A 23,046-nucleotide genomic window follows, 5' to 3' on the forward strand; every position below is an offset into this window, starting at 1 on the left:
CCGTCAAGCTGATCAACCCGATCGCGATGGAAGAAGGTCTGCGCTTCGCTATCCGCGAAGGCGGCCGTACCGTCGGCGCTGGTGTTGTTGCAAAAATCCTGGCTTAATTCTTAAGCCTGCATAAAAGAAGACGCGTCGTCGCCCGGCGCCCTTCTTTTTATTCAACTGCCGGGGTTGGCAAGCATTTTGGTGCTATCATGTCGACCCTGACGGTTGTTGCGTCAGAAATTCCCGTATGACCTCATTGCCGTGCAAACCGCGCGGTTCGTTCTTTTAAGGAAATATCATGTCGGCACCAAACCAAAAAATCCGTATCCGCCTGAAGGCTTTCGATTACAAACTGATCGACCAGTCCGCTCTGGAAATCGTTGAAACCGCGAAGCGCACCGGCGCTGTCGTCAAAGGCCCAGTACCACTGCCTACCCGTATTCAACGTTTCGATGTGCTGCGTTCCCCGCACGTCAACAAAACTTCGCGCGATCAGTTCGAGATCCGTACGCACCAACGCCTGATGGACATCGTTGACCCAACGGACAAAACCGTTGACGCGCTGATGAAGCTGGACCTGCCAGCTGGTGTTGATGTCGAAATCAAACTGCAATAATCGGTTTTAAGAAGGCCGGCGGGGTATCCCGCCGCCTGATGATGGGGCCGGGCCTGCTCACGATCGTGAGTGCGCCCGGCCCCATTGCTATTGGTGCAGCGTACCTCTGCAAAATCGCTTTACAGTGCCGCGGCCGGCCGATAAAGTTGCTGCATGCTTAACGCCCTCGATACCCATCTGTTAAATGCCGCTCCCCGTGAGCGCCTGCGCGGCTGGCCGCGCTTCCTGACCGAATTTTTGTATTTCGGCATCAAGGAGGCGAGGTCGTGCCTGTTCGTGGGGCTGTTTTTTGCCGCCGTCTTCCTGGTGCCGCGCGCCGGCCTGTTCGGCCTGCCGCGCTATGACGTGCTGCTGCTGGTGGCGCTGGCGATCCAGGGCGCGATGCTCTGGAGCGGGCTCGAGACGTGGGATGAATTGAAAGCCATCTGCCTGTTTCATGCGGTCGGCTTTGCGCTGGAAGTGTTCAAGGTGTCGGGGACGATCCAGTCGTGGAGCTATCCCGACTTCGCCTACACCAAGGTGTTCGGCGTGCCCCTGTTTTCCGGCTTCATGTATGCGGCCGTCGGCAGCTATATCATCCAGACCTGGCGCCTGCTCGACATGCGGATCCGCCACCATCCACCGTACTGGATGGCGGTGCTGATCGCGCTGCTGATCTACGCCAACTTCTTTACTCACCACTACATCGGCGACTACCGCTGGTATCTGGCTGCCTGCGCGCTGGGCCTGTACGCGCGCACCACCGTGGTGTTCCGCCCGCTCGACCGCGATCGCAGCATGCCCTTGCTGCTGGGTTTCGTGCTGGTCGGCTTCTTCATCTGGCTGGCTGAAAACATCAGCACCTTCTGGGGCGTGTGGCGCTATCCGAACCAGCTAGGCGCGTGGTCGGTCGTGCACGTCAGCAAATGGAGCTCATGGTCGCTGCTGGTGGTGATGACGTTCACCATCGTGGCGCACCTCAAGCACATCAAGGCCAGCATCCACGTCGCCCAGCCTTAGGCCGGGCTTCGGGACGGCTTGTTACAAGCTGGCCGCCACCACGTCGAAGCGCGCGCCCAGCGCCGCTTGCGGGCCGCCTTGCAGTTGCTTCGCATATTGGCGCAGCACTTCCGCCGAATACGTGCGCGAGGCGGGCGACAGCTTCGGCAGCAGCGGCAGCACGCGTTCCAGATAGCCCGTGCCTTCCTGCCACTTGCCTTGCGCGGCCAGGGCCGACGCCAGCTCCACCATGCGGCGGCCAACGCGCGCATCGCTGCGCGGCTGTGCCGCTTCTTCCGTGGCCAGCGCTTGCCGGTACAGTTGCTCCGCTTCCGCATTCTTGCCCTGCAAGCGCTTGATGCGGCCCAGGTTGTACTGGCGCTGCGAGAGGATGTCCGCGCTGGCCCCGGCCTGCTCGGCACTGCGCAGCGCCTGTACGCACGCCAGTTCCGCTTCGCCAAACTGGCCCTTGAGTTCGGCCGCGTTGCAGGCATCCTGCTGTTCATTGGAGGTGGTGAGCGTCGCTGGTGCCGCGCAGGCGGCCAGCAGGCTGACGGCGCATAGCAGGCTGATGGTATGGGTCTTCATAGTCTCCTCGGACGGGTGTCAAACACGGTGTATCGGTGGAGTCATGCCGTAATAAATATACTATAAGTTTTTTGGGGTAGGGTGGCTTTTCGCCAGCCCGCGCGATTGACGCCGCTTGCGTGCTTCAGGGATACTCCGGGCTTGTCCATTAATGCGTGCCGCCGCCATGTCCAAGACTGTCCTGATCGTGGAAGATGAACAGGCGATTGCCGACAGCATCGCCTATGCCTTGCGCACGGACGGCTTTACGCCGCGCCATGTGATGTTGGGCGAGCACGCCCTGGCCGCGCTGCGTCCCATGCCCGGCGAAGCCGCGCAGATGCCCGTTCTGGTGGTGCTCGACGTGGGTTTGCCCGACATGAGCGGGCTGGAAGTATGCCGCCGGCTGCGCCAGTTTTCCGAGGTGCCGGTGATCTTCCTGACGGCCCGCAGCGACGAGATCGACCGTATCGTCGGCCTGGAAATCGGCGCCGATGATTACGTCACCAAACCGTTTTCGCCGCGCGAACTGGTGGCGCGCATCCGCGTCATCCTGCGCCGCGCAGGCGTCGTGCAGGTGCCGCGCGAGACTGGCATGACGATAGCCGCGCCTGTCGCCGCGACCGTGCCGGCACGTTTCGAATTGCGCGCGCTCGAGGCGAAGGTGCTATTTCACGGCCAGCCGCTGGACTTGACCCGCTATGAATACCTGTTGCTGAAAACCCTGCTCGAGCATCCGGGCCACGTGCTGTCGCGCGCGCAGCTGATGGAGCGCGTGTGGAGCGGGGCGCCCGACACGCTCGAGCGCACCGTCGACGCGCACGTCAAATCGCTGCGCGCCAAGCTGCGCGCCGTCGATGCGCAGGTCGACCCCATCCAGACCCACCGTGGCCTCGGCTACAGCCTGGCCGGCGCATGAAGATTGGCCTGCGCATCCTGCTCGGCTACTTCCTGATCGTCGGGCTGGCCGCGTGGTTCCTGCTGAATGTCTTCATGGAGCAGGTCAAGCCCGGCGTGCGCTCGACCCTGGAAGACACGCTGGTCGATACCTCGCAACTGCTGGCCAGCCTGGTGGCGCCCGACCTGAAGGCGGGCACGCTGGCGCAGTCGCCCGTGGCCGAGCGCATGCAGGACTACGCGCGCCATGGCGTGGACGTGAATATCAATGGCGTACGCAAGCGCACGCTCGACTACCGCATCACCATCACGGACCGGCACGGCATCGTGCTGTTCGATTCCAGCGGGCGCGACGTAGGGCGCGACTATTCGCGCTGGAATGACGTATATCTCACCTTGCAGGGCAAGTATGGCGCGCGCAGCACGCGCAGCCGGCCTGATGACGAGATGTCGACCGTCATGCATGTGGCCGCGCCGATTCGCGACGGCAATGAGGTGATCGGCGTGCTGACGGTGGCCAAGCCGAATGCCAGCGTGCAAGCGTTTGTCGAGCGCAGCCAGCGCAAGATATTGCAGCGCGGCGCCATCCTGTTGCTGCTGTCGCTGCTGATCGGCCTGGCATTTGCCTGGTGGCTGCACCATGCGCTGGGCAAGCTGATGCATTACATCGGCGACGTGGAAGCGGGGCGCAAGGTGGCGCTGCCGGCGCTGGGAAAGAACGAGATCGGTACCCTGGGGCGGGCGCTCGAGGCGATGCGCACGCGCCTGGAAGGCAAGGAATACGTGGAGCAGCTGATGCACACCCTGGCGCACGAATTGAAAAGCCCGATCGCCGCCATCCAGGCCTCGGCCGAGCTGCTGCAGGAAGACATGCCGCCGGTCGAGCGCCGCCAGTTCCTTGCCAGCATCCTGGAACAGAATGCGCGCCAGCGGCAGCTGATCGACAAGCTGCTGGCCCTCGTGCGCGTGGAAAAGCAGCAGCGCCTGGATCACCCCGAGCGCATCGCGCTGGCGCCCCTGCTGGCGCAAGTGGCGCAGGACGCGGCCGCCACCCTGGCGGCGCGCGGCGTGCGCCTGCAACTCGATACCGACGAGCTGCTTGTCGCCGGCGATGCCTTGCTGCTGCGCCAGGCGCTGGGCAATTTGCTCGACAACGCGGCCGGCTTTGCGCCACCGGGCAGTTGCATCGACCTGACGGCGCGGCGCCAGGGCAGCCAGGTGGAAATTGCCGTGCGCGACCGTGGCGCGGGCATCCCCGCGTATGCGCTGGAACGCGTCTTCGAGCGTTTCTATTCCCTGCCGCGCCCGAGCGCCGGCAAGAGCACGGGCCTGGGCTTGCCCTTCGTGCGCGAGGTGGCCTCGCTGCATGGCGGCACGGTCGAAGTGCTCAATCATGCGGAGGGCGGCGCCTGCGCGCGCCTGTGCCTGCCACTAGCCTAGCGCACTTTATTCTCCCGCTTCACACAGACTGCATCGTCAGCGCACACAGCTTTTTTACACTGGCCGCCTTACTTCAAGGATGCGCCATGCAAAAAACCCTCTTAGTCAAAGCGTTGATCGTGTTCGGCCTGATGTTGCTGATCGGCCTGCCTTTGCTGATGATTCAGGAAACGATCAAGGAGCGGATGGAATTCCGCCAGGAAGCCGTCAACAGCATCGCCGCCGATTCGGTGCGCGAACAAACCATCATCGGTCCCATCCTCGTGATCCCGTATGTGGAGCAATATGACGAGCGGGTCGAGATCGCCGTCGACAAGGAGCAGAAAGGCAGCGTGCCGGCGCAGACGCAGGTGCAGCGCCGCGTCATGCAGCGCCGCTTGCTGGTGTACCCGAACCTCTTGCTGCAGGAAGGCACCATCGAGACCGACCGCCGCTACCGTGGCATCCACCAGGTGCTGGTGTACAGCGGCCAGCATGCGTTCAAGGGCGACTTCACGGTGCCCAGTCTTGAGCAGTTGCCGCGCAAGACGCCGGACGCGCGCGTGACCCTGGGCGAGCCGTTTGTTGCCTTGTCCATCGAGGACGTGCGCGGCATCCGCAACATCCCGAAAATCGACTGGGGCGGGCGCCAGATCGAATTCGAACAGGGCACCGACCTGTTTGCCTTCCGCAGCGGCCTGCATGCACCCCTGGGCGCCATGCCGCTGGCGCAAGCGCAGCAGGTGAAATTCAGTTTTGACCTGGGACTGGACGGCATCGAACGCCAGCATTTCGTGCCGGTGGCGAAAAACAGCCAGATCAGCATCAAGTCGAACTGGCCCCATCCGCAGTTTGGCGGGCGCTTCCTGCCGTCGCCGAAACACCGCCAGATCAATGCCGATGGCTTTCAGGTCGAATGGAATATCTCGTCGCTGGCCAGCAATGCGCAAACGCAGCTGAGCACGATCGAGGGCGAGTTCAAGGTGCCCGACAGCGCACCGCTGGGCCAGGTGGACCGTTTCAGCGTCGGCTTCATCGAGCCGATCAATGTGTATTCGCAGTCGGACCGGGCCACCAAGTATGGCTTGCTGTTTGTGGCGCTGACGTTTGCCGCCTTCTTCATCTTTGAAATTTTGAAAAGCCTGCCGATCCACCCGGTGCAGTATTTGCTGGTGGGCCTGTCGCTGGTGATTTTCTTCCTGCTGCTGGTGGGCCTGGCCGAGCACATCGCCTTCCTGGCCGCCTACCTGATCGCCAGCGCCGCCTGTATCACGCTGACCAGCTTTTACCTGGTGCACGTGCTGCGCAACGCCTGGCGCGGCATCGGCTTCGGCGTGGGCCTGACGTTGTTGTATGGCGCCCTGTATAGCTTGCTGAGCTCGGAAAACAATGCGCTGGTGATGGGCAGCATTCTGTTGTTCGCCGTGCTGGCCGTCATCATGGTGGCAACGCGCAAGGTGGACTGGTATCAGATTGGAAAAGGAGCGCCGCAAGAGTAAGGACCAGCCAGGCGCCAGGCGCCGCGATGCTTGCAGCCAGCCCGGACGGTGATTTGTCCGGGCTGGCTTTTTTTGATTGGCAGGTACGCGGCGTCGTTAATTGGTAGTTGGTTGGTATTGTTTACGGTATTCTATTGGCATTGCTTTTTAAGTAATGGCGGACGCCCTGGCGTCTGCCCGGGGCGGTGCGAGGATGGCGTGGCGTCCTGGTTGTTCTTCCATCTGATAAACGGAGATGAAATATGATCAAGAAGACGATGGCTTTCCTGTTTGCGCTGGGCCTGAGCGCCTCGTATGCGTTTGCTGCCGGCGATGTCACGCAGTGCTATAGCGAGTGCGGGCAAAAAGTGGCCAATTGCCGGGCGCACCTCGGTGGCAGCCCCATCTGCGAAGATCTGTACCAGCATTGCCTGATCAACTGCCAGCAATAAGCTTTTTCGGGCGTCGCGCCCGGGAAGTGCAGGGCAGGGCGCGCAAGCCATTGCGCGCCCTGTGTGTTTCCGCCATTGCCCGCCAGGGCGCATGGCGCCGTGCTTTGCGCCCGTCAAGTTGGCTTGCGGCGGCATTTTTCCGGCGCGCCGACAACTCCCGCAGGGGCGTCGCGCAACACTTTGACATACCTCGTGTTAACTTGTTGCGTCAAGGGTTTTTGTGCTATATACTAGCCGGCTTCGGTATGGATTCGTCTTTTTTGAGTCCTACGTTACTTTGTAGTTAAACAAGCCCCGCCCAATCGCAGGTGGGAATGGAGAAAAAATGAGCCTAGGCCTTCTCGGTCGCAAGGTTGGTATGATGCGCATTTTCACGGATGAAGGGGATTCGATTCCTGTCACCGTGTTGGACGTATCGAACAACCGTGTTGCGCAAATCAAAACCCCTGAAACAGATGGTTACTCCGCTGTTCAGGTCGCATTCGGTCAACGTCGCGCTTCCCGCGTGACCAAAGCTGTTGCTGGTCATCACGCTAAAGCTGGTGTTGAAGCCGGTACTCTGTTGAAAGAGTTCCGTGTCGACGCTGCCAAAGCCGCTGAACTGAAAGCTGGCGATGTTGTCGCTGCTTCCCTGTTCGAAGTCGGTCAAAAGATCGACGTGCAAGGCGTTACCATCGGTAAAGGCTATGCAGGCGTTATCAAACGTTACCACTTCGCTTCTGGCCGTGCAACGCACGGTAACTCGCGTTCGCATAACGTTCCAGGTTCCATCGGTATGGCACAAGATCCAGGTCGCGTTTTCCCTGGTAAGCGCATGACCGGTCATCTGGGTGACGTTAACCGTACGATCCAGAACCTCGTGATCGCCCGTATCGATGCCGACCGTCAGCTGTTGCTGGTCAAAGGCGCGATTCCAGGTGCGAAAAATGGCCAGGTAGTTGTCTCGCCAGCCATCAAAACCAAAGCCAAGAAGGGAGCTTAAACGATGGAACTCAAGCTTCTGAATGCGCAAGGTCAAGCCGCCTCGAACGTTGCTGCAGCCGATACGATTTTCGGCCGTGACTACAATGAAGCGCTGATCCACCAAGTCGTCATCGCTTATCAAGCGAATGCACGTAGTGGTAACCGCAAGCAAAAAGACCGTGAAGAAGTTCACCACACGACGAAAAAGCCATGGCGCCAAAAAGGTACCGGCCGCGCTCGTGCTGGTATGTCGTCGTCGCCACTGTGGCGCGGCGGTGGTCGGATTTTCCCGAACTCGCCTGACGAAAACTTCACCCACAAAGTGAACAAAAAAATGTATCGCGCAGGTATCTGCTCGATCCTGTCGCAGCTGGCTCGCGAAGAGCGCCTGATCGTCATCGACGATCTGACGATCGACGCGCCAAAAACCAAGCTGCTGTCGCAAAAATTGAACGGCCTGGGCTTTGATTCGGTTCTGATCATCACCGACGTTCTGAACGAAAACCTGGAACTGGCATCGCGCAACCTGCCTAACGTACTCGTCGTTGAGCCACGTCACGCAGACCCGATGTCCCTGGTGTTCTACAAGAAGATCCTGGTCACCAAAGCTGCATTGGCCAAGATTGAGGAGATGCTGGCATGAGCGCGATTTTGAAACATAGCGAAGAACGCTTGATGAAGGTGCTGTTGGCGCCCGTGATTTCCGAAAAGGCCACCATGGTCGCGGAAAAGAACGAGCAAATTGTATTCCGCGTACTGCCGGATGCAACCAAGCCTGAAATCAAGGCAGCGGTCGAACTGCTGTTCAAGGTTGAAGTTCTGTCCGTGCAAACTGCAAACCGCGAAGGTAAGCAAAAGCGCACCGGCAAGTTCAACGGTCGTCGTAACCATACCAAGCGTGCTTTCGTGTGCCTGAAGCCTGGCCAGGAAATCAACTTCTCCGAGGAGGCTGCATAATGGCACTCGTTAAGATGAAACCAACCTCGCCAGGCCGTCGCGGCATGGTGAAGGTGGTGAATGCCGACCTGTACAAAGGTCGTCCGTTCGCTGCCCTGGTTGAAAAGAAATCCAAGACCGCTGGTCGTAACAACAACGGTCACATCACCACCCGTCATATCGGTGGTGGTCATAAGCAACACTACCGCTTGATCGACTTCAAGCGCACCAAAGATGGTATTCCAGCGAAAGTGGAACGTATCGAATACGATCCAAACCGCACCGCGAATATCGCTCTGTTGTGCTACGCCGACGGCGAACGTCACTACATCATCGCAACCAAAGGCATGGCCGTTGGCGACAGCGTGATGAACGGTTCGGAAGCACCGATCAAATCGGGTAACTGCTTGCCAATCCGTAACATCCCAGTCGGTACCGTGATGCATTGCGTCGAAATGCTGCCAGGTAAAGGTGCCCAAATGGCACGTACCGCCGGCGCTGGCGTTGTGCTGATGGCACGTGAAGGTACCTACGCTCAAGTGCGTCTGCGCTCGGGTGAAGTACGTCGCGTGCACATCGAGTGCCGTGCAACGGTTGGTGAAGTCGGCAATGCCGAGCACAGCCTGCGTAAAATCGGTAAAGCTGGTGCGATGCGCTGGCGCGGTGTTCGTCCTACCGTTCGCGGTGTGGTCATGAACCCGGTCGATCACCCGCACGGTGGTGGTGAAGGTAAAACAGCAGCTGGTCGTCATCCAGTTTCGCCTTGGGGCCAACAGACTAAGGGTAAGAAGACACGCAGCAACAAGCGTACTACTTCCATGATCGTCTCGCGCCGCGGCAAGAAATAAGGGGTAGCACATGACACGTTCATTGAAAAAAGGGCCGTTCTGTGACGCCCACCTGGTGAAAAAAGTTGAAGCCGCGCAAGCAGCCAAAGACAAAAAGCCAATCAAAACCTGGTCGCGTCGTTCGACAATCATGCCTGACTTCATCGGCCTGACGATCGCGGTTCATAACGGCAAGCTGCACGTGCCGGTTTATGTTTCCGAAAACATGGTTGGTCACAAGCTCGGCGAATTCGCACTGACCCGTACGTTCAAGGGCCATGCAGCTGACAAAAAGGCTAAGAAATAATGGAAACTAAAGCTATCCTCAAAGGTGTGCGCCTGTCGGACCAAAAGGGCCGCCTGGTTGCTGACCTGATCCGTGGCAAGAAAGTTGACGCTGCACTCAACATCTTGCAATTCAGCCCGAAAAAAGGTGCTGCGATCATCAAACGCGTTCTGGAATCCGCTATTGCGAATGCCGAGCACAATGATGGTGCGGACATCGACGAATTGTTCGTGAAAACGATCTACGTCGAAAAGGGCCCCGTCCTGAAGCGCTTCACCGCGCGTGCAAAAGGCCGTGGCGACCGTATTTCGAAACAATCCTGTCACGTTTACGTGACTGTCGGTAACTAAGGAGCCACGATGGGTCAGAAAATTCATCCAACCGGTTTCCGTCTGGCGGTCACCCGTAACTGGGCTTCGCGCTGGTATGCAGGCAACGGTAATTTCGCTGCCATGCTGAACGAAGACTTGAAAGCACGTGCTTACCTGAAAAAGAAACTGAAGAACGCATCCGTTGGCCGCATCGTTATCGAGCGCCCAGCCAAGAACGCGCGCTTCACGATCTACAGCTCGCGTCCAGGCGTGGTCATTGGTAAAAAAGGCGAAGACATCGAAGTACTGAAGTCGGCGCTGACCAAGATCATGGGCGTACCTGTTCACGTGAACATCGAAGAAATTCGCAAGCCAGAAATCGACTCGCAACTGATCGCCGATTCGATCGCTCAGCAGCTGGAAAAACGGATCATGTTCCGCCGCGCCATGAAGCGTGCAATGCAAAATGCAATGCGCCTGGGTGCTCTCGGTATCAAGATCATGTCGTCCGGCCGTCTGAACGGTATCGAAATCGCACGTAAAGAGTGGTACCGCGAAGGCCGCGTGCCTCTGCATACCCTGCGCGCCGATATCGACTACGGTACCAGCGAAGCGTCGACCACCTACGGCATCATCGGTGTCAAGGTGTGGGTATACAAAGGTGACCGCGCGCCTAACGGCGATGCACCAGTCATCGATACCCCAGCTGACGAGAAGAAAAGCCGCGGCCCACGCCGTGACGATGGCAAGCCAGCTGGCCGTCCACGTCCAGCCGGTGCCGGTGCGAAACCATCCACAGCACCAGGTGCACGTGTGCGTACCGCCGCTAAACCGGCCGCCGCAGCAGCACCAGCTGAGAAAGCAGGAGAATAATCATGCTGCAACCAGCACGCAGAAAGTATCGTAAAGAGCAGAAAGGCCGTAATACCGGTATTTCGCACAGCCGCGGCACCGCCGTGTCGTTTGGCGAATTCGGTCTGAAGGCAGTTGCGCGCGGTCGTATCACTGCGCGTCAAATTGAAGCGGCGCGTCGTGCAATGACGCGTCACATCAAGCGCGGTGGCCGTATCTGGATCCGTATCTTCCCGGACAAACCGATTTCGAACAAACCGGCTGAAGTCCGTATGGGTAACGGTAAAGGTAATCCTGAGTACTACGTCGCTGAAATTCAGCCAGGCAAAGTACTGTACGAAATGGATGGCGTTGATGAAGCGCTGGCACGGGAAGCATTCCGTCTTGCCGCCGCTAAACTGCCACTGGCGACGACGTTTGTCATCCGCCAAGTCGGCCAATAATTGGAGTTGTATATGAAAGCATCTGAACTCCGCGGCAAGGACCAGCCAGCTCTGCAAAAAGAGCTGAATGACCTGTTGAAGGCACAGTTCGGCCTGCGCATGCAAATCGCTACGCAGCAGCTGAGCAACACTTCGCAGCTCAAGAAGGTACGCCGCGATATCGCGCGTGTGAAGACGGTAATGAATCTGAAGGAAGCCAAATGAACGAACCAGTGAAACAGTCGCTCAAGCGCACGCTGATCGGTAAAGTGGTTTCGGACAAGATGGACAAGACCGTTACCGTTCTGATCGAGCGCCACGTAAAACATCCTTTGTATGGCAAGATCATCATGCGCTCGAACAAGTATCACGCGCATGACGAGACCAACCAAGTCAAGGCCGGTGATACGGTCGAGATCCAGGAAGGTCGCCCGATCTCCAAAACGAAGGCATGGACGGTGACACGTGTGGTTCAAGCCGCACCAACCGTTTAAATAAAAACCACCGTTTCGGCGGTGGGTTTTAATTAGTACTTGCAGGCCCGCAAATTGTATGTAATACTTGCGGGCTTCGTTCATGTAACGCCGCAAAGTGTCTGGCCACAGACAGTAGCATTCGCGGTCAGTTGATGTATGAAGGTCATGCACCCAAACAGTGAAGCCCAGCAGGGCGGCTCTGGCGGGACCAAGACTGACCGTGGGTCTACATTGTGTGGATTCTTCGGCTTAAGTTGGGAAAGAGAATACTATGATTCAAACTGAAAGCCGGCTCGAAGTGGCTGACAATACCGGTGCCAAAGAAGTAATGTGCATCAAGGTATTGGGCGGCTCCAAGCGCCGTTATGCTGGCATTGGCGATGTGATCAAGGTAACCGTTAAGGTTGCTGCGCCACGTGGCCGTGTCAAAAAAGGTGAAATTTATAACGCCGTGGTTGTGCGCACCGCTAAAGGTGTTCGCCGCCAAGACGGTTCCCTGGTGAAGTTCGACGGCAACGCCGCCGTTCTGTTGAACGCCAAGCTGGAACCGATCGGTACCCGTATTTTTGGACCTGTCACACGCGAACTGCGTACTGAGAAGTTCATGAAAATCGTGTCCCTGGCACCGGAAGTCCTGTAAGGAGTCGTAATGGATAAGATTCGTAAAAACGACGAAGTCATCGTTCTGACCGGGAAAGACAAGGGCAAACGTGGTGTGGTACAGCAGCGTATCGATGCTGAACATATCGTGGTTGACGGCATTAACATCGCTAAAAAAGCGACTAAGCCAAACCCGATGACTGGCGTAACTGGTGGTATCGTCGATAAGACCATGCCAATTCACGTGTCCAACGTTGCATTGTTTAATGCAGCGACTGGCAAGGCAGATCGCGTGGGTTTCAAAGAAGTGGACGGCAAGAAAGTTCGCATCTTTAAATCCTCCGGCGAAGTAGTGAAGGCTTAAGAAATCATGGCACGTCTCCAAGAATTCTATAAAGAAAAAGTCGTTGCCGACCTGACCAGCAAGTTTGGTTACAAGTCGGTAATGGAAGTTCCACGCCTGACCAAGATCACCCTGAACATGGGTGTTGGTGAGGCTATCGCGGATAAAAAAGTTCTCGAGCACGCAGTTGCTGACTTGACCAAGATCGCCGGCCAGAAGCCAGTGACCACCAAGTCCCGCAAAGCGATCGCAGGCTTCAAAATCCGTGAAGGTTACCCGATCGGTACGATGGTCACCCTGCGCGGCGCTCGCATGTACGAGTTCCTGGATCGCTTCATTACCGTGGCTCTGCCGCGCGTACGCGATTTCCGTGGTGTGAACGGCCGTGCATTTGATGGTCGTGGCAACTACAACATCGGTGTCAAGGAACAGATCATTTTCCCTGAAATCGAATACGACAAGATTGACGCGTTGCGCGGTATGAATATCAGCATCACGACAACCGCTAAGACCGATGACGAAGCCAAAGCTTTGCTCGCCGCCTTTAAATTCCCTTTCAGGAACTGATCATGGCCAAACTGTCACTGATTAATCGTGAGATCAAGCGTGCTGACCTGGTGGCGAAATTCGCCCCTAAGCGCGAAGCTCTCAAGGCCATCGTCGATGACCAATCGAAATCGGAAGAAGAGCGCTACGAAGCTCGCCTGAAACTGCAGGCGCTGCCACGTAACTCGAACCCGACGCGTCAACGTAACCGTTGCGCCATCACTGGTCGTCCGCGCGGCACATTCCGTAAATTCGGTCTGGGTCGTATCAAGCTCCGTGAATTCGCCATGCGTGGTGAAATTCCGGGTATGACAAAAGCAAGCTGGTAATAGGAGAATATGCAATGAGTATGAGCGATCCTATCGCCGATATGCTGACCCGCATTCGCAATGCACAAGGCGTGCAAAAGACGACCGTGGCCATGCCATCGTCGAAAGTCAAAATTGCGATTGCCAGCGTCCTGAAGGACGAGGGTTACATTGAAGATTTCGCTGTTGCCGAAGCTGGTGGCAAAGCGGAACTGAAAATCGGTTTGAAGTATTATGTTGGCCGTCCCGTCATTGAGCGCTTGGAGCGCGTGTCCCGTCCGGGTCTGCGCGTCTACAAGGGTAAAGACGAGATCCCTGTTGTGATGAATGGCTTGGGTGTGGCGATCGTGTCGACTCCGCAAGGCGTCATGACTGACCGCAAAGCACGCGCTACCGGTGTCGGCGGCGAAGTTATTTGCTACGTGGCTTAAGGAGTTACACATGTCTCGAGTAGCTAAAATGCCTATCGTAGTGCCAGCTGGCGCCGAAGTCGCCATCTCCGCACAAGCGATCACCGTAAAAGGCCCGCTGGGCGTACTTTCCCAGGCCCTCACCGGCCAGGTCAAAGTGGAAAACAATGCAGGAACCCTGAGTTTCGACGTGGCGAACGACAGCCGCGAAGCCAATGCCATGTCCGGCACGCTGCGCGCACTGGTCAACAACATGGTTGTTGGCGTCACCAAGGGTTTCGAGAAAAAGCTGAACCTGGTAGGCGTGGGTTACAAGGCGCAAGCTCAAGGCGACAAGTTGAATCTGTCCCTGGGTTTCTCGCACCCTGTAGTGCATGACATGCCAGCTGGCGTTACCTGCGCAACACCAACCCCGACCGAGATCCTGATTAAAGGTATCGACCGTCAACAGGTTGGCCAGGTAGCCGCTGAAGTTCGTGCTTACCGCGCTCCTGAGCCTTATAAAGGCAAGGGCGTTCGCTATGCGGACGAAGTGGTTAAGCTTAAAGAAACCAAGAAGAAGTAATTAGGGGCTGACGATGGATAAGAAAGAATCACGGCTTCGCCGCGGACGCCAAACCCGCATCAAGATTGCGGAATTGAAAGTAAATCGCTTGTCGGTGCATCGCACCAACCTGCACATTTACGCCAACCTGATCAGCCCGGACGCTAAAGTCCTGGTTTCGGCCTCGACGGCTGAAGCGGAAGTTCGCGCTGAACTGGCAGGCCAATCCGGCAAAGGCGGCAATGCCGCTGCTGCAGCCTTGATCGGCAAGCGCGTCGCTGAAAAAGCGTTGAAAGCAGGGATTACCGAAGTTGCGTTTGACCGCTCCGGTTTCCGTTACCACGGCCGTGTGAAAGCGTTGGCAGAAGCCGCACGCGAAGCCGGTCTGAAGTTCTAAGGATCAATCATGGCAAAAATGCAAGCAAAAATGCAAAGCGACAAGCCGGATGATGGCATGCGCGAAAAAATGATCGCGATCAACCGCGTGACCAAAGTGGTCAAGGGTGGTCGTATCATGGGTTTCGCCGCGCTGACCGTAGTTGGTGATGGCGATGGCCGCGTCGGCATGGGCAAGGGCAAATCGAAAGAAGTGCCAGTTGGCGTGCAGAAGGCAATGGAAGAAGCCCGTCGCAACCTGATCAAAGTACCGCTCAAAAACGGCACCTTGCATCACACGGTTGTTGGTCGTCACGGCGCCTCCAAGGTCCTGATGAACCCAGCTAAGCCTGGTACTGGCGTTATCGCTGGTGGCGCAATGCGCGCTATCTTCGAAGTGATGGGCGTGACGGACGTGGTGGCGAAATCCACCGGTTCGAACAACCCATACAACCTGGTACGCGCTACGCTGGACGGCCTGTCGAAAATGAGCACTGCTTCCGATATCGCTGCCAAACGCGGCAAGTCGGTCGAAGACATTCTGGCTTAAGGTGGACAAAATGACAAACACAGTCAAAGTGCAATTGGTCAAGGGCTTGATCGGTACGCGCGAATCGCATCGCGCTACCGTGCGCGGTCTGGGTCTGCGTCGTGTAAATTCGGTTTCCGAATTGCAAGACACCCCATCCGTACGCGGCATGATCAATAAAGTATCGTATCTCGTTAAAGTTGTCGGGTAAGCCTTCGGGCTTACACGAACGGAGCAAATCATGGAATTGAATACTATTGCACCAGCCGAAGGCGCTAAGCACTACAAGCGTCGCGTCGGTCGCGGTATCGGCTCCGGCCTGGGTAAAACCTCGGGTCGTGGTCACAAAGGTCAGAAATCGCGTTCGGGCGGCTTTCATAAAGTCGGTTTCGAAGGCGGTCAGATGCCTCTGCAACGCCGTCTGCCTAAGCGCGGTTTCAAATCGATGCACGCAACCTTCAAAGCTGAAGTGCGCCTGTCCGATCTGAACAACCTGGCTGTTGGCGATGTCGACATTCTGGTCTTGAAGCAAGCTGGCGTTCTGGGCGTGTTGGCCCGTGACGTGCGCGTGATCTTGTCCGGCGAAATCACCAAAGCGGTGAATTTGAAGGGCTTGAAAGTGTCCGCTGGCGCGAAAGCAGCCATCGAAGCAGCCGGCGGCTCGGTAGCCTGAGTTGACCGCTAACAGCTTGATCGGAGCGAAAATTGGCGACTAATCCACAACTTGCTAAAAGTGCAGCGGCCGGTTTCCCTTGGGGACGGCTCTGGTTTTTGCTTGGCGCATTGGTGGTTTATCGTATCGGTGCTCACGTCCCGGTTCCCGGGATTGACCCGACACAATTAGCCTCGCTGTTCAAGGAGCACGAAGGCGGCGTCCTGGGCATGTTCAACATGTTCTCGGGCGGTGCCTTGTCTCGTTTTACAGTGTTTGCGCTGGGTATCATGCCTTATATCTCGGCCTCGATCATCATGCAATTGCTGTCGATCGTGTCACCGCAGATGGAAGCGTTGAAAAAAGAAGGCGAAGCAGGTCGTCGCAAGATCACCCAGTACACCCGGTATTTCACGGTTGCCCTGGCACTGTTCCAAGCGTTAGGCATTGCAGTCGCACTGGAGTCGCAAGCTGGTCTGGTGTTGGAACCTGGTCTTGCATTCCGCTTCGTGACGGTCGTCACTTTGTTGACCGGAACAATGTTTTTGATGTGGTTGGGTGAGCAAATTACCGAGCGTGGCTTGGGGAATGGCATCTCGATCATCATTTTTGCCGGGATTGCAGCAGGTCTGCCGTCGGCGTTGGGTGGCTTGTTCACTCAGGTGTCGAATGGTTCGATCGGCAGCTTCAGCGCGATTTTCATCGTGATCCTGGTAGCACTGGTAACGTACTTCGTTGTATTCGTCGAACGTGGTCAGCGCAAAATATTGGTCAATTACGCGAAGCGCCAGGTAGGCAACAAGATTTATGGCGGTCAAACCAGCCATTTGCCGTTGAAGCTGAACATGGCCGGCGTGATCCCGCCGATCTTTGCTTCTTCGATCATCTTGTTCCCGGCCACTATCGTGGACTGGTTTTCAAAGGGCGCCGACAACGCTAACCCTGCGGTGCGGTTCTTGAAAGATTTGGCAGCATCGATGGGGCCTGGTGAGCCTATCCATGCGCTGTTGTACGCAGTGGCGATCGTGTTTTTCTGTTTCTTCTATACAGCGCTGGTCTTTAACAGCAAGGAAACAGCGGATAACTTGAAGAAAAGCGGTGCGTTCATTCCCGGGATTCGTCCAGGCGAGCAGACAGCCCGTTACATCGACAAGATCCTGACACGCTTGACACTTGCCGGCGCAGTCTACATCACCCTGGTGTGTTTATTGCCGGAATTTATGCAAGCCCAGTGGAAAGTACCATTCTATTTCGGCGGTACTTCTTTATTGATTATTGTAGTTGTCACCATGGATTTCATGGCGCAAGTACAGAACTACGTGATGTCGCAGCAATATGATTCACTGCTGCGCAAAGCAAATTTCAAGGGCGGAATTCCGACGCGTTAAGCGCGGTAAACATACCGAATGGCAAAAGACGACGTCATACAGATGCAGGGCGAGATTCTTGAGAATCTCCCAAATGCAACATTTCGAGTGAAGCTGGAGAACGGACACGTGGTGCTCGGGCATATTTCAGGTAAAATGCGGATGAACTATATTCGCATTCTCCCTGGAGACAAGGTGACGGTGGAGTTAACGCCGTACGACCTGAGCCGAGCCCGCATTGTGTTCCGTACCAAGTAACACACTGAATCAAACCAAAGAAGCGAAAGAAAGAGCCCAAAAATGAAAGTTCTCGCATCAGTCAAGCGGATCTGCCGCAACTGCAAGATCATCAAGCGCAAAGGCGTAGTCCGCGTTATCTGCGTGGAACCACGTCACAAGCAGCGTCAAGGTTAATCGAGGAATAACAAATGGCACGTATTGCAGGGGTTAATATCCCAAATCATCAGCATACCGTTATCGGCCTGACGGCCATCTACGGTGTGGGCCGTCCACGCGCAGAGAAAATCTGTGCATCGACCGGTGTAGCAACCAACAAAAAGATCAAAGATCTGGATGACAGCGAACTGGAAAAGCTGCGCGATGAAGTAGGTAAATTCATCGTCGAAGGCGATCTGCGTCGTGAACTGTCCATGAACATCAAGCGTTTGATGGATCTGGGTTGCTACCGCGGCATGCGTCATCGTAAGGGTCTGCCTTGCCGTGGCCAGCGTACGCGTACGAACGCACGTACCCGCAAGGGACCGCGTAAAGCCGCTCAATCGCTGAAAAAATAATCCGCTAGGGAATAATTATGGCTAAGTCGCAAAATAACGCCGCATCAGCACGCGTGCGTAAAAAAGTTAAAAAGAACGTCGCTGAAGGCATCGCACATGTCCACGCATCGTTCAATAACACCATCATTACCATCACCGATCGTCAAGGCAATGCCTTGTCGTGGGCTACCTCCGGCGGTGCAGGCTTCAAGGGTTCGCGTAAATCGACCCCATTCGCAGCGCAGGTCGCCGCGGAAGCCGCTGGTAAAGTGGCTGTTGAGTGTGGCGTCAAGAACCTGGAAGTACGTATCAAGGGCCCAGGTCCTGGTCGTGAATCCGCCGTTCGCGCGCTGAACAACCTGGGCATCAAGATCACCGAGATCCAGGACGTGACGCCGGTACCGCACAACGGTTGCCGTCCACCGAAACGTCGTCGTATCTAAGATAGTGTTGCAGAGGGCGCTTCGGCGCCAGCTGCTTTGCTGTCTGTTGTAACTCAGTACAGTTGTGTGAAAACGCTGGAGCAGGGAGCCGGAAACGGTTATACTGCCCGGCTGTTCTTGCCTGTCAAATTCTGTTTGACGGGTTTTTCGTTTTCAGCCACCGTCTGATTGAAACCAAATCAGACTAGCGCCTAACCGCATCAGTGTGTTTGATCATGCATGTGGCTGGGGCGTTATCATTTAAAAAAAGGAAGTATCGTGGCACGTTATATCGGACCTAAAGCAAAACTTTCCCGCCGTGAAGGTACAGACCTGTTCCTGAAGAGCGCACGTCGCTCGCTGGACAGCAAGTGCAAACTGGACGTCAAGCCAGGCCAGCACGGTGTCAAATCCGGCGCCCGCACCTCGGACTACGGTAACCAACTGCGCGAAAAGCAAAAAGTCAAGCGCATGTACGGCGTGCTGGAACGTCAATTCCGCCGCTACTTCGCTGAAGCAGACCGTCGTAAAGGCAACACCGGCGAAACGCTGTTGAAGTTGCTGGAAACGCGTCTGGACAACGTTTGCTACCGCATGGGCTTTGGCTCGACCCGCGCTGAAGCGCGTCAATTGGTCAGCCACAAAGCGTTCACCGTGAACGGTATCGTTGTGAACATCGCTTCGTACGCAGTCAAAGTTGGCGACATCGTTGCTGTTCGTGAAAAATCGAAAAAGCAAGTGCGTATCGTTGAGGCACTGTCGCTGGCTGAACAAGTTGGTATGCCTAGCTGGGTTTCGGTTGATGCCAAGAAAATGGAAGGTACCTTCAAGTCCCTGCCAGAGCGTAACGAAATCGCTAACGACGTCAACGAATCGCTGATCGTCGAGCTGTACTCGCGTTAATAGTAGTCAGTAGCAAGATCTCCGCCCACTTTGCTTTTGTAAAGTGGGCGTTTCACTAATGCCATCAGCCTTATCGGTGTAATGAGCCGAGGGTATTGAAAAGGACATTTCATGCAAAACAGTTTGTTGAAGCCACGTATTATCGATGTTGAAGCTCTCGGTGCAGGTCACGCCAAGGTCGTGATGGAACCGTTCGAGCGCGGCTATGGCCACACATTGGGTAACGCGTTGCGCCGCGTTCTGCTGTCGTCGATGGTAGGCTACGCGCCGACCGAAGTGACGATCGCTGGCGTCGTCCACGAATATTCCTCCCTCGATGGCGTGCAAGAAGACGTCGTCGATCTGTTGCTGAACTTGAAGGGTGTGGTTTTCAAAGTCCACAACCGCGATTCGGTAACCCTGACCCTGAAAAAAGAAGGCGAAGGCGCGATCCTGGCCTCCGACATCGACCTGCCGCATGACGTCGAACTGATCAACCCTGACCACGTGATCGCCCACCTGACCGCTGGTGGCAAGCTGGACATGCAGATCAAGGTTGAAAAAGGCCGCGGCTACGTTCCTGGTAACGTGCGTCGCCTGTCTGAAGACACGAACAAGACCATCGGCCGCATCATTCTGGATGCGTCGTTCTCGCCAGTGCGCCGTGTATCGTACTTCGTTGAATCGGCCCGCGTTGAACAGCGTACCGACCTGGACAAGCTGATCATCAACATCGAAACCAACGGCGTGATCTCGCCGGAAGAAGCGATCCGCCAGTCGGCCCGCGTTCTGGTGGACCAGTTGAATGTGTTCGCCGCCCTGGAAGGCACGGAAGCCGCCGCCGAAGCGCCATCGCGCGCTCCGCTGGTCGATCCTATCCTGTTGCGTCCAGTCGACGACCTGGAGTTGACCGTGCGTTCGGCAAACTGCCTGAAAGCGGAAAACATCTACTACATCGGCGACCTGATCCAACGTTCGGAAAACGAACTGCTGAAAACGCCAAATCTGGGCCGCAAGTCCCTGAACGAAATCAAGGAAGTGCTGGCATCGCGCGGCTTGACCTTGGGCATGAAGCTGGAAAACTGGCCGCCTGCCGGCCTGGAAAAGTAATTCGAAGTTTGTAGCAAACTGCCTGGGACAGGTGTCCCAGGCTTTTATTTTTGAAGTACCAAACCGGTCCGCGATGAAACCCTGGTTTCATTGATCGAAGAACTGGATTTAAACTCACTACCGAAAGGATTTACCATGCGTCACGGTCACGGCCTCCGTAAACTGAATCGTACCTCGTCCCACCGTCTGGCAATGCTGCGCAACATGACAGTATCGCTGCTGCGTCACGAAGCGATCAAAACCACCCTGCCAAAAGCAAAAGAACTGCGCCGCGTTGTCGAGCCAATTCTGACCCTGGGCAAAACCGACTCCCTGGCAAACAAGCGTCTGGCCTTCAACCGCCTGCGCGACCGTGAAATGGTCGTCAAACTGTTCGCTGAACTGGGCCCACGTTTCGCCAACCGTAACGGTGGTTATGTGCGTATCCTGAAAATGGGTTTCCGCGTCGGCGATAACGCTCCTATGGCGTTTGTTGAACTGATGGATCGTCCAGATACGACCGAAGCAGTTGAAGTTGCTGGCGAGTAATCCCAGTAGCCGCTTCAAGAAAAGCCAGGCCTAGCCTGGCTTTTTTGTTTTCTGCTGCAGCTATCCTTGCTGCGGTGTACTATTCTTCTTTCGCGCCGGCCCTGCAGCCACTGCACGCCCCGCGCGTCTCTTGTTGAATGGCACAGCTGATGCCGCAGAAAAAGGTCGTTCATGTCCCGTTTCCCCTCCAGCGCCACCGCGCGCGCCGCTCCCCTACGTCAACTGTTGCTGTGGTTTGCCACCAGCTTGCTGCTGGCCATGGCCGTCTTTGGCGCCAATCATGCCCGTGCCGACGATGAATTCCTCGATCCCGAGCTGGCCTTCAAGTTTTCCGCCCGCATGCAGGATCCGTCCACCATCGCCGTCACCTATGTGATCGCCGATGGCTACTATATGTACCACGAGCGCTTCAAGTTCGAGGCCGTGGGCGCCAAACTGGGCACGCCGGTGTATCCGGCTGGCAAAGTCAAGTTTGACGATACTTTCCAGAAGAACGTGGAAACGTTCCGCAAGACGCTTACCATCACGATTCCCGTGGAAGCGGCCGGCGCGTTCACCCTGAAGGCGACGGGCCAGGGCTGCTCCGACAAGGGCCTGTGCTATGCGCCGCAGGATGCCACGGCCCAGCTGGTGGGCGGTGGTGGCGGCCAGAGCATGGCGCCGGGCGGCTTGCCATCGAAATTCGCCTTGCCGGCAGCTCCCGCAGTCGACACGGCGGCGGTCAACGGTCCGCAGGCGCAAGCATCGCCTGGCGTGTCCGTGATGAGCATTCCCCAGGCCGACATTACCAGCACGTCCGAACCGGTGGCGGCGGCCCCCGTGGCGGCAAGCGCCGCGCCCGCGCAAAGCGAAATGGGCAAGATCGAAGCGGCACTGAAGGGCGGCAAGCTGCTCGTCATCGTGCCCCTGTTCATGCTGCTGGGCCTGGGCCTGGCCTTTACGCCGTGCGTGCTGCCGATGGTGCCGATCTTGTCGTCGATCATCATCGGCGATGGCGCCAAGGTCAGCCGCTCGCGCGGCTTGCTGCTGTCGCTGACGTACGCGCTGGGCATGGCCATCGTCTACACGGCGCTGGGCGTGGCGGCCGGCCTGGCGGGCGAAGGCCTGGCCGCGCAACTGCAAAACCCGTGGGTGCTCGGTTTCTTTGCCCTGCTGATGGCGGGCCTGGCCCTGTCGATGTTCGGTTTTTATGAGCTGCAAGTACCGGCTTTCCTGCAAGGCAAGCTGACGTCCGTGTCGAACCAGCAATCGTCGGGCCGCCTGGCGGGCGTGTTCGTCATGGGCGCCATTTCCGCCTTGATCGTGGGGCCATGCGTGGCCGCGCCGCTGGCTGGCGCCTTGCTGTACATCAGCCAGACGCGCGACGTCGTCATCGGCGGCAGCGCCCTGTTCGCCATGGCCGTGGGCATGAGCGTGCCGCTGCTGCTGGTGGGCGTGTCGGCCGGCACCTTGTTGCCGCGTGCAGGCGCGTGGATGGATGCCGTCAAGCGCTTCTTTGGCGTGCTTCAGCTGGGCGTGGCCTGGTGGCTCGTCTCGCCCGTGCTGCCGGGCGCCGTGCAGATGCTGGGCTGGACGGTGCTGTTCGTCGGCTACGGCATGTACCTGCTGGTGGGCAAGAGCGGCGCGAAGAACGCCTGGGTGGCCAAGGCATTCGGCCTCGTGTTTGCCGTGCTGGGTGCGATGCAACTGGTCGGTGTGGCCAGCGGTGGCCGCGACCCGCTGGCGCCGCTGGCGCACCTCGGCGGTGGCCAGGTCCATGCGCAACCATTTACGCGTGTAAAGACCGTGGCGCAGCTCGATGCGGCGCTGGCCCAGCTGAGCGGCAAGCCGGCCTTGCTGGACTTTTATGCGGACTGGTGCGTGTCGTGCATCGAGATGGAAAAACTGACCTTCGTCGACCCCGCCGTGCGCGAGAAGATGGGGCAGGCCGTGCTGCTGCAAGTGGACGTGACGGCCAATGACGCGGACGACAAGGCCATGCTGAAACGTTTCCAGCTGTTCGGCCCGCCGGGCATCATCATGTTCAATCCACAGGGACAGGAAATCGCCCAGTCGCGCGTGATCGGCTTCCAGAACGCGGCCACTTTCCTGACCTCGTTGCGCAAGCTGGAGGAGTAGGGCGGGTTAGCCCGTCAGGGCGTAACCCGACACCACCGCACACGTCAACAAGGTTGTCGGATTACGCGGCG

At 57.3% G+C, this 23,046-nt stretch carries 36 protein-coding genes and 1 pseudogene; 36 read left to right on the top strand and 1 reads right to left on the bottom strand.

Annotated features, from left to right (window positions below; all coding sequences use genetic code 11):
• The 3 genes and pseudogenes from JAB6_RS28635 to JAB6_RS24640 form a co-directional block, all read left to right on the top strand.
• Positions 1-107 (top strand): annotated as a pseudogene (locus JAB6_RS28635) (elongation factor Tu); the annotation flags it as partial.
• A gap of 179 nt (positions 108-286) precedes the next feature.
• Positions 287-604, top strand: a complete 318-nt coding sequence (gene rpsJ / locus JAB6_RS24635; protein WP_010394389.1) for a 30S ribosomal protein S10 — start codon at positions 287-289, stop codon at positions 602-604.
• Between the two features lie 153 nt (positions 605-757).
• Positions 758-1,603 (top strand): DUF817 domain-containing protein, encoded by an 846-nt coding sequence (locus JAB6_RS24640; protein ID WP_058051042.1) that lies wholly within the window; start codon positions 758-760, stop codon positions 1,601-1,603.
• Between the two features lie 21 nt (positions 1,604-1,624).
• On the opposite strand, the gene JAB6_RS24645 is transcribed toward JAB6_RS24640, so the two are convergent.
• Positions 1,625-2,170, bottom strand: a complete 546-nt coding sequence (locus JAB6_RS24645; protein ID WP_051991374.1) for a tetratricopeptide repeat protein — start codon at positions 2,168-2,170, stop codon at positions 1,625-1,627.
• Between the two features lie 166 nt (positions 2,171-2,336).
• Between JAB6_RS24645 and creB the strand changes: the two genes are divergently transcribed.
• From creB to dsbD, 33 genes are all read left to right on the top strand, one after another.
• Positions 2,337-3,068 (top strand): two-component system response regulator CreB, encoded by a 732-nt coding sequence (gene creB / locus JAB6_RS24650; protein ID WP_070305545.1) that lies wholly within the window; start codon positions 2,337-2,339, stop codon positions 3,066-3,068.
• Positions 3,065-4,486, top strand: a complete 1,422-nt coding sequence (gene creC / locus JAB6_RS24655; RefSeq protein ID WP_070305269.1) for a two-component system sensor histidine kinase CreC — start codon at positions 3,065-3,067, stop codon at positions 4,484-4,486. Before creB ends, creC begins: the two co-directional genes overlap by 4 nt.
• Positions 4,487-4,572: 86 nt before the next feature.
• Positions 4,573-5,964 (top strand): cell envelope integrity protein CreD, encoded by a 1,392-nt coding sequence (gene creD, locus JAB6_RS24660; protein ID WP_070305271.1) that lies wholly within the window; start codon positions 4,573-4,575, stop codon positions 5,962-5,964.
• A 242-nt stretch (positions 5,965-6,206) separates the two neighbouring features.
• The gene (locus JAB6_RS24665) at positions 6,207-6,395 is read left to right on the top strand and encodes a hypothetical protein (RefSeq protein WP_070305273.1); all 189 of its coding nucleotides are present in this window, start codon (positions 6,207-6,209) and stop codon (positions 6,393-6,395) included.
• Positions 6,396-6,720: 325 nt separating this feature from the next.
• On the top strand, positions 6,721-7,377 hold the full coding sequence (gene rplC, locus JAB6_RS24670) for a 50S ribosomal protein L3 (RefSeq protein ID WP_010394393.1): 657 nt from the start codon (positions 6,721-6,723) through the stop codon (positions 7,375-7,377).
• A 3-nt stretch (positions 7,378-7,380) separates the two neighbouring features.
• Positions 7,381-8,001 carry a 50S ribosomal protein L4 gene (gene rplD, locus JAB6_RS24675; protein ID WP_034753197.1) on the top strand — a complete coding sequence of 207 codons (621 nt, stop codon included), beginning with the start codon at positions 7,381-7,383 and terminating at the stop codon, positions 7,999-8,001.
• A complete protein-coding gene (gene rplW / locus JAB6_RS24680) occupies positions 7,998-8,315 on the top strand; it encodes a 50S ribosomal protein L23 (protein ID WP_010394398.1) in 318 nt (105 codons plus the stop codon). Before rplD ends, rplW begins: the two co-directional genes overlap by 4 nt.
• On the top strand, positions 8,315-9,142 hold the full coding sequence (gene rplB, locus JAB6_RS24685; RefSeq protein WP_034753198.1) for a 50S ribosomal protein L2: 828 nt from the start codon (positions 8,315-8,317) through the stop codon (positions 9,140-9,142). Before rplW ends, rplB begins: the two co-directional genes overlap by 1 nt.
• 10 nt (positions 9,143-9,152) lie before the next feature.
• On the top strand, positions 9,153-9,428 hold the full coding sequence (rpsS, locus tag JAB6_RS24690; protein WP_008444295.1) for a 30S ribosomal protein S19: 276 nt from the start codon (positions 9,153-9,155) through the stop codon (positions 9,426-9,428).
• Positions 9,425-9,757, top strand: a complete 333-nt coding sequence (rplV, locus tag JAB6_RS24695; protein WP_170840583.1) for a 50S ribosomal protein L22 — start codon at positions 9,425-9,427, stop codon at positions 9,755-9,757. The genes rpsS and rplV overlap by 4 nt, the downstream gene beginning before the upstream one ends.
• 9 nt (positions 9,758-9,766) lie before the next feature.
• Entirely contained in the window at positions 9,767-10,591 is an 825-nt protein-coding gene (rpsC, locus tag JAB6_RS24700) for a 30S ribosomal protein S3 (protein WP_034753199.1), read from the top strand.
• A 2-nt stretch (positions 10,592-10,593) separates the two neighbouring features.
• Positions 10,594-11,013: a 50S ribosomal protein L16 gene (rplP, locus tag JAB6_RS24705; RefSeq protein ID WP_034753201.1), complete on the top strand. Its 420-nt coding sequence runs from the start codon at positions 10,594-10,596 to the stop codon at positions 11,011-11,013.
• Positions 11,014-11,025: 12 nt separating this feature from the next.
• Complete coding sequence (rpmC, locus tag JAB6_RS24710; RefSeq protein ID WP_010394412.1) at positions 11,026-11,217, top strand: 50S ribosomal protein L29; 192 nt, start codon at positions 11,026-11,028, stop codon at positions 11,215-11,217.
• Positions 11,214-11,486 carry a 30S ribosomal protein S17 gene (gene rpsQ, locus JAB6_RS24715; RefSeq protein ID WP_010394415.1) on the top strand — a complete coding sequence of 91 codons (273 nt, stop codon included), beginning with the start codon at positions 11,214-11,216 and terminating at the stop codon, positions 11,484-11,486. The genes rpmC and rpsQ overlap by 4 nt, the downstream gene beginning before the upstream one ends.
• Positions 11,487-11,739: 253 nt before the next feature.
• Positions 11,740-12,108, top strand: a complete 369-nt coding sequence (gene rplN, locus JAB6_RS24720; protein WP_008444317.1) for a 50S ribosomal protein L14 — start codon at positions 11,740-11,742, stop codon at positions 12,106-12,108.
• Between the two features lie 9 nt (positions 12,109-12,117).
• Positions 12,118-12,432, top strand: a complete 315-nt coding sequence (rplX, locus tag JAB6_RS24725) for a 50S ribosomal protein L24 (protein ID WP_034753204.1) — start codon at positions 12,118-12,120, stop codon at positions 12,430-12,432.
• A 6-nt stretch (positions 12,433-12,438) separates the two neighbouring features.
• Positions 12,439-12,978: a 50S ribosomal protein L5 gene (rplE, locus tag JAB6_RS24730; protein ID WP_010394421.1), complete on the top strand. Its 540-nt coding sequence runs from the start codon at positions 12,439-12,441 to the stop codon at positions 12,976-12,978.
• A gap of 2 nt (positions 12,979-12,980) precedes the next feature.
• Entirely contained in the window at positions 12,981-13,286 is a 306-nt protein-coding gene (gene rpsN, locus JAB6_RS24735) for a 30S ribosomal protein S14 (protein ID WP_010394423.1), read from the top strand.
• Between the two features lie 14 nt (positions 13,287-13,300).
• Positions 13,301-13,696 (top strand): 30S ribosomal protein S8, encoded by a 396-nt coding sequence (gene rpsH, locus JAB6_RS24740; protein WP_034753208.1) that lies wholly within the window; start codon positions 13,301-13,303, stop codon positions 13,694-13,696.
• Positions 13,697-13,706: 10 nt separating this feature from the next.
• Positions 13,707-14,240, top strand: a complete 534-nt coding sequence (gene rplF, locus JAB6_RS24745) for a 50S ribosomal protein L6 (protein WP_034778281.1) — start codon at positions 13,707-13,709, stop codon at positions 14,238-14,240.
• Positions 14,241-14,253: 13 nt separating this feature from the next.
• A complete protein-coding gene (gene rplR, locus JAB6_RS24750) occupies positions 14,254-14,616 on the top strand; it encodes a 50S ribosomal protein L18 (protein ID WP_010394431.1) in 363 nt (120 codons plus the stop codon).
• A 9-nt stretch (positions 14,617-14,625) separates the two neighbouring features.
• The gene (rpsE, locus tag JAB6_RS24755; RefSeq protein WP_010394433.1) at positions 14,626-15,144 is read left to right on the top strand and encodes a 30S ribosomal protein S5; all 519 of its coding nucleotides are present in this window, start codon (positions 14,626-14,628) and stop codon (positions 15,142-15,144) included.
• 10 nt (positions 15,145-15,154) lie between these two features.
• Positions 15,155-15,334 carry a 50S ribosomal protein L30 gene (gene rpmD, locus JAB6_RS28640; protein ID WP_010394435.1) on the top strand — a complete coding sequence of 60 codons (180 nt, stop codon included), beginning with the start codon at positions 15,155-15,157 and terminating at the stop codon, positions 15,332-15,334.
• Positions 15,335-15,364: 30 nt separating this feature from the next.
• Complete coding sequence (gene rplO / locus JAB6_RS24760) at positions 15,365-15,796, top strand: 50S ribosomal protein L15 (RefSeq protein ID WP_034753211.1); 432 nt, start codon at positions 15,365-15,367, stop codon at positions 15,794-15,796.
• A 32-nt stretch (positions 15,797-15,828) separates the two neighbouring features.
• Complete coding sequence (gene secY / locus JAB6_RS24765) at positions 15,829-17,163, top strand: preprotein translocase subunit SecY (protein WP_010394438.1); 1,335 nt, start codon at positions 15,829-15,831, stop codon at positions 17,161-17,163.
• A gap of 18 nt (positions 17,164-17,181) precedes the next feature.
• The gene (gene infA / locus JAB6_RS24770; protein WP_005663428.1) at positions 17,182-17,400 is read left to right on the top strand and encodes a translation initiation factor IF-1; all 219 of its coding nucleotides are present in this window, start codon (positions 17,182-17,184) and stop codon (positions 17,398-17,400) included.
• 42 nt (positions 17,401-17,442) lie between these two features.
• Positions 17,443-17,556 (top strand): 50S ribosomal protein L36, encoded by a 114-nt coding sequence (rpmJ, locus tag JAB6_RS28645; RefSeq protein ID WP_010394471.1) that lies wholly within the window; start codon positions 17,443-17,445, stop codon positions 17,554-17,556.
• 14 nt (positions 17,557-17,570) lie between these two features.
• Positions 17,571-17,936, top strand: coding sequence for a 30S ribosomal protein S13 (gene rpsM / locus JAB6_RS28650; protein WP_046681666.1), 366 nt, complete (start codon positions 17,571-17,573; stop codon positions 17,934-17,936).
• 17 nt (positions 17,937-17,953) lie between these two features.
• Complete coding sequence (gene rpsK, locus JAB6_RS24780) at positions 17,954-18,358, top strand: 30S ribosomal protein S11 (RefSeq protein WP_010394475.1); 405 nt, start codon at positions 17,954-17,956, stop codon at positions 18,356-18,358.
• A gap of 258 nt (positions 18,359-18,616) precedes the next feature.
• Entirely contained in the window at positions 18,617-19,240 is a 624-nt protein-coding gene (gene rpsD, locus JAB6_RS24785; protein WP_010394478.1) for a 30S ribosomal protein S4, read from the top strand.
• Between the two features lie 111 nt (positions 19,241-19,351).
• Entirely contained in the window at positions 19,352-20,329 is a 978-nt protein-coding gene (gene rpoA / locus JAB6_RS24790; protein WP_008444343.1) for a DNA-directed RNA polymerase subunit alpha, read from the top strand.
• Between the two features lie 135 nt (positions 20,330-20,464).
• Positions 20,465-20,857, top strand: a complete 393-nt coding sequence (gene rplQ / locus JAB6_RS24795) for a 50S ribosomal protein L17 (protein WP_034753219.1) — start codon at positions 20,465-20,467, stop codon at positions 20,855-20,857.
• A 171-nt stretch (positions 20,858-21,028) separates the two neighbouring features.
• Positions 21,029-22,975: a protein-disulfide reductase DsbD gene (gene dsbD / locus JAB6_RS24800; RefSeq protein WP_083292980.1), complete on the top strand. Its 1,947-nt coding sequence runs from the start codon at positions 21,029-21,031 to the stop codon at positions 22,973-22,975.
• Positions 22,976-23,046 lie beyond the last annotated feature (71 nt).

Source organism: Janthinobacterium sp. HH104 (assembly GCF_001758715.1).
Taxonomy (GTDB): Bacteria; Pseudomonadota; Gammaproteobacteria; order Burkholderiales; family Burkholderiaceae_D; genus Janthinobacterium; species Janthinobacterium aestuarii.

What these genes read in the sequence shown, in the direction of transcription:
- rpsJ (WP_010394389.1), top strand. Translation starts at nt 287, where the DNA reads ATGTCGGCACCAAACCAAAAAATCCGTATCCGCCTGAAGGCTTTCGAT.
- JAB6_RS24640 (WP_058051042.1), top strand. Translation starts at nt 758, where the DNA reads ATGCTTAACGCCCTCGATACCCATCTGTTAAATGCCGCTCCCCGTGAG.
- JAB6_RS24645 (WP_051991374.1), bottom strand. Translation starts at nt 2,170, where the DNA reads ATGAAGACCCATACCATCAGCCTGCTATGCGCCGTCAGCCTGCTGGCC.
- creB (WP_070305545.1), top strand. Translation starts at nt 2,337, where the DNA reads ATGTCCAAGACTGTCCTGATCGTGGAAGATGAACAGGCGATTGCCGAC.
- creC (WP_070305269.1), top strand. Translation starts at nt 3,065, where the DNA reads ATGAAGATTGGCCTGCGCATCCTGCTCGGCTACTTCCTGATCGTCGGG.
- creD (WP_070305271.1), top strand. Translation starts at nt 4,573, where the DNA reads ATGCAAAAAACCCTCTTAGTCAAAGCGTTGATCGTGTTCGGCCTGATG.
- JAB6_RS24665 (WP_070305273.1), top strand. Translation starts at nt 6,207, where the DNA reads ATGATCAAGAAGACGATGGCTTTCCTGTTTGCGCTGGGCCTGAGCGCC.
- rplC (WP_010394393.1), top strand. Translation starts at nt 6,721, where the DNA reads ATGAGCCTAGGCCTTCTCGGTCGCAAGGTTGGTATGATGCGCATTTTC.
- rplD (WP_034753197.1), top strand. Translation starts at nt 7,381, where the DNA reads ATGGAACTCAAGCTTCTGAATGCGCAAGGTCAAGCCGCCTCGAACGTT.
- rplW (WP_010394398.1), top strand. Translation starts at nt 7,998, where the DNA reads ATGAGCGCGATTTTGAAACATAGCGAAGAACGCTTGATGAAGGTGCTG.
- rplB (WP_034753198.1), top strand. Translation starts at nt 8,315, where the DNA reads ATGGCACTCGTTAAGATGAAACCAACCTCGCCAGGCCGTCGCGGCATG.
- rpsS (WP_008444295.1), top strand. Translation starts at nt 9,153, where the DNA reads ATGACACGTTCATTGAAAAAAGGGCCGTTCTGTGACGCCCACCTGGTG.
- rpsC (WP_034753199.1), top strand. Translation starts at nt 9,767, where the DNA reads ATGGGTCAGAAAATTCATCCAACCGGTTTCCGTCTGGCGGTCACCCGT.
- rplP (WP_034753201.1), top strand. Translation starts at nt 10,594, where the DNA reads ATGCTGCAACCAGCACGCAGAAAGTATCGTAAAGAGCAGAAAGGCCGT.
- rpmC (WP_010394412.1), top strand. Translation starts at nt 11,026, where the DNA reads ATGAAAGCATCTGAACTCCGCGGCAAGGACCAGCCAGCTCTGCAAAAA.
- rpsQ (WP_010394415.1), top strand. Translation starts at nt 11,214, where the DNA reads ATGAACGAACCAGTGAAACAGTCGCTCAAGCGCACGCTGATCGGTAAA.
- rplN (WP_008444317.1), top strand. Translation starts at nt 11,740, where the DNA reads ATGATTCAAACTGAAAGCCGGCTCGAAGTGGCTGACAATACCGGTGCC.
- rplX (WP_034753204.1), top strand. Translation starts at nt 12,118, where the DNA reads ATGGATAAGATTCGTAAAAACGACGAAGTCATCGTTCTGACCGGGAAA.
- rplE (WP_010394421.1), top strand. Translation starts at nt 12,439, where the DNA reads ATGGCACGTCTCCAAGAATTCTATAAAGAAAAAGTCGTTGCCGACCTG.
- rpsN (WP_010394423.1), top strand. Translation starts at nt 12,981, where the DNA reads ATGGCCAAACTGTCACTGATTAATCGTGAGATCAAGCGTGCTGACCTG.
- rpsH (WP_034753208.1), top strand. Translation starts at nt 13,301, where the DNA reads ATGAGTATGAGCGATCCTATCGCCGATATGCTGACCCGCATTCGCAAT.
- rplF (WP_034778281.1), top strand. Translation starts at nt 13,707, where the DNA reads ATGTCTCGAGTAGCTAAAATGCCTATCGTAGTGCCAGCTGGCGCCGAA.
- rplR (WP_010394431.1), top strand. Translation starts at nt 14,254, where the DNA reads ATGGATAAGAAAGAATCACGGCTTCGCCGCGGACGCCAAACCCGCATC.
- rpsE (WP_010394433.1), top strand. Translation starts at nt 14,626, where the DNA reads ATGGCAAAAATGCAAGCAAAAATGCAAAGCGACAAGCCGGATGATGGC.
- rpmD (WP_010394435.1), top strand. Translation starts at nt 15,155, where the DNA reads ATGACAAACACAGTCAAAGTGCAATTGGTCAAGGGCTTGATCGGTACG.
- rplO (WP_034753211.1), top strand. Translation starts at nt 15,365, where the DNA reads ATGGAATTGAATACTATTGCACCAGCCGAAGGCGCTAAGCACTACAAG.
- infA (WP_005663428.1), top strand. Translation starts at nt 17,182, where the DNA reads ATGGCAAAAGACGACGTCATACAGATGCAGGGCGAGATTCTTGAGAAT.
- rpmJ (WP_010394471.1), top strand. Translation starts at nt 17,443, where the DNA reads ATGAAAGTTCTCGCATCAGTCAAGCGGATCTGCCGCAACTGCAAGATC.
- rpsM (WP_046681666.1), top strand. Translation starts at nt 17,571, where the DNA reads ATGGCACGTATTGCAGGGGTTAATATCCCAAATCATCAGCATACCGTT.
- rpsK (WP_010394475.1), top strand. Translation starts at nt 17,954, where the DNA reads ATGGCTAAGTCGCAAAATAACGCCGCATCAGCACGCGTGCGTAAAAAA.
- rpoA (WP_008444343.1), top strand. Translation starts at nt 19,352, where the DNA reads ATGCAAAACAGTTTGTTGAAGCCACGTATTATCGATGTTGAAGCTCTC.
- rplQ (WP_034753219.1), top strand. Translation starts at nt 20,465, where the DNA reads ATGCGTCACGGTCACGGCCTCCGTAAACTGAATCGTACCTCGTCCCAC.
- dsbD (WP_083292980.1), top strand. Translation starts at nt 21,029, where the DNA reads ATGTCCCGTTTCCCCTCCAGCGCCACCGCGCGCGCCGCTCCCCTACGT.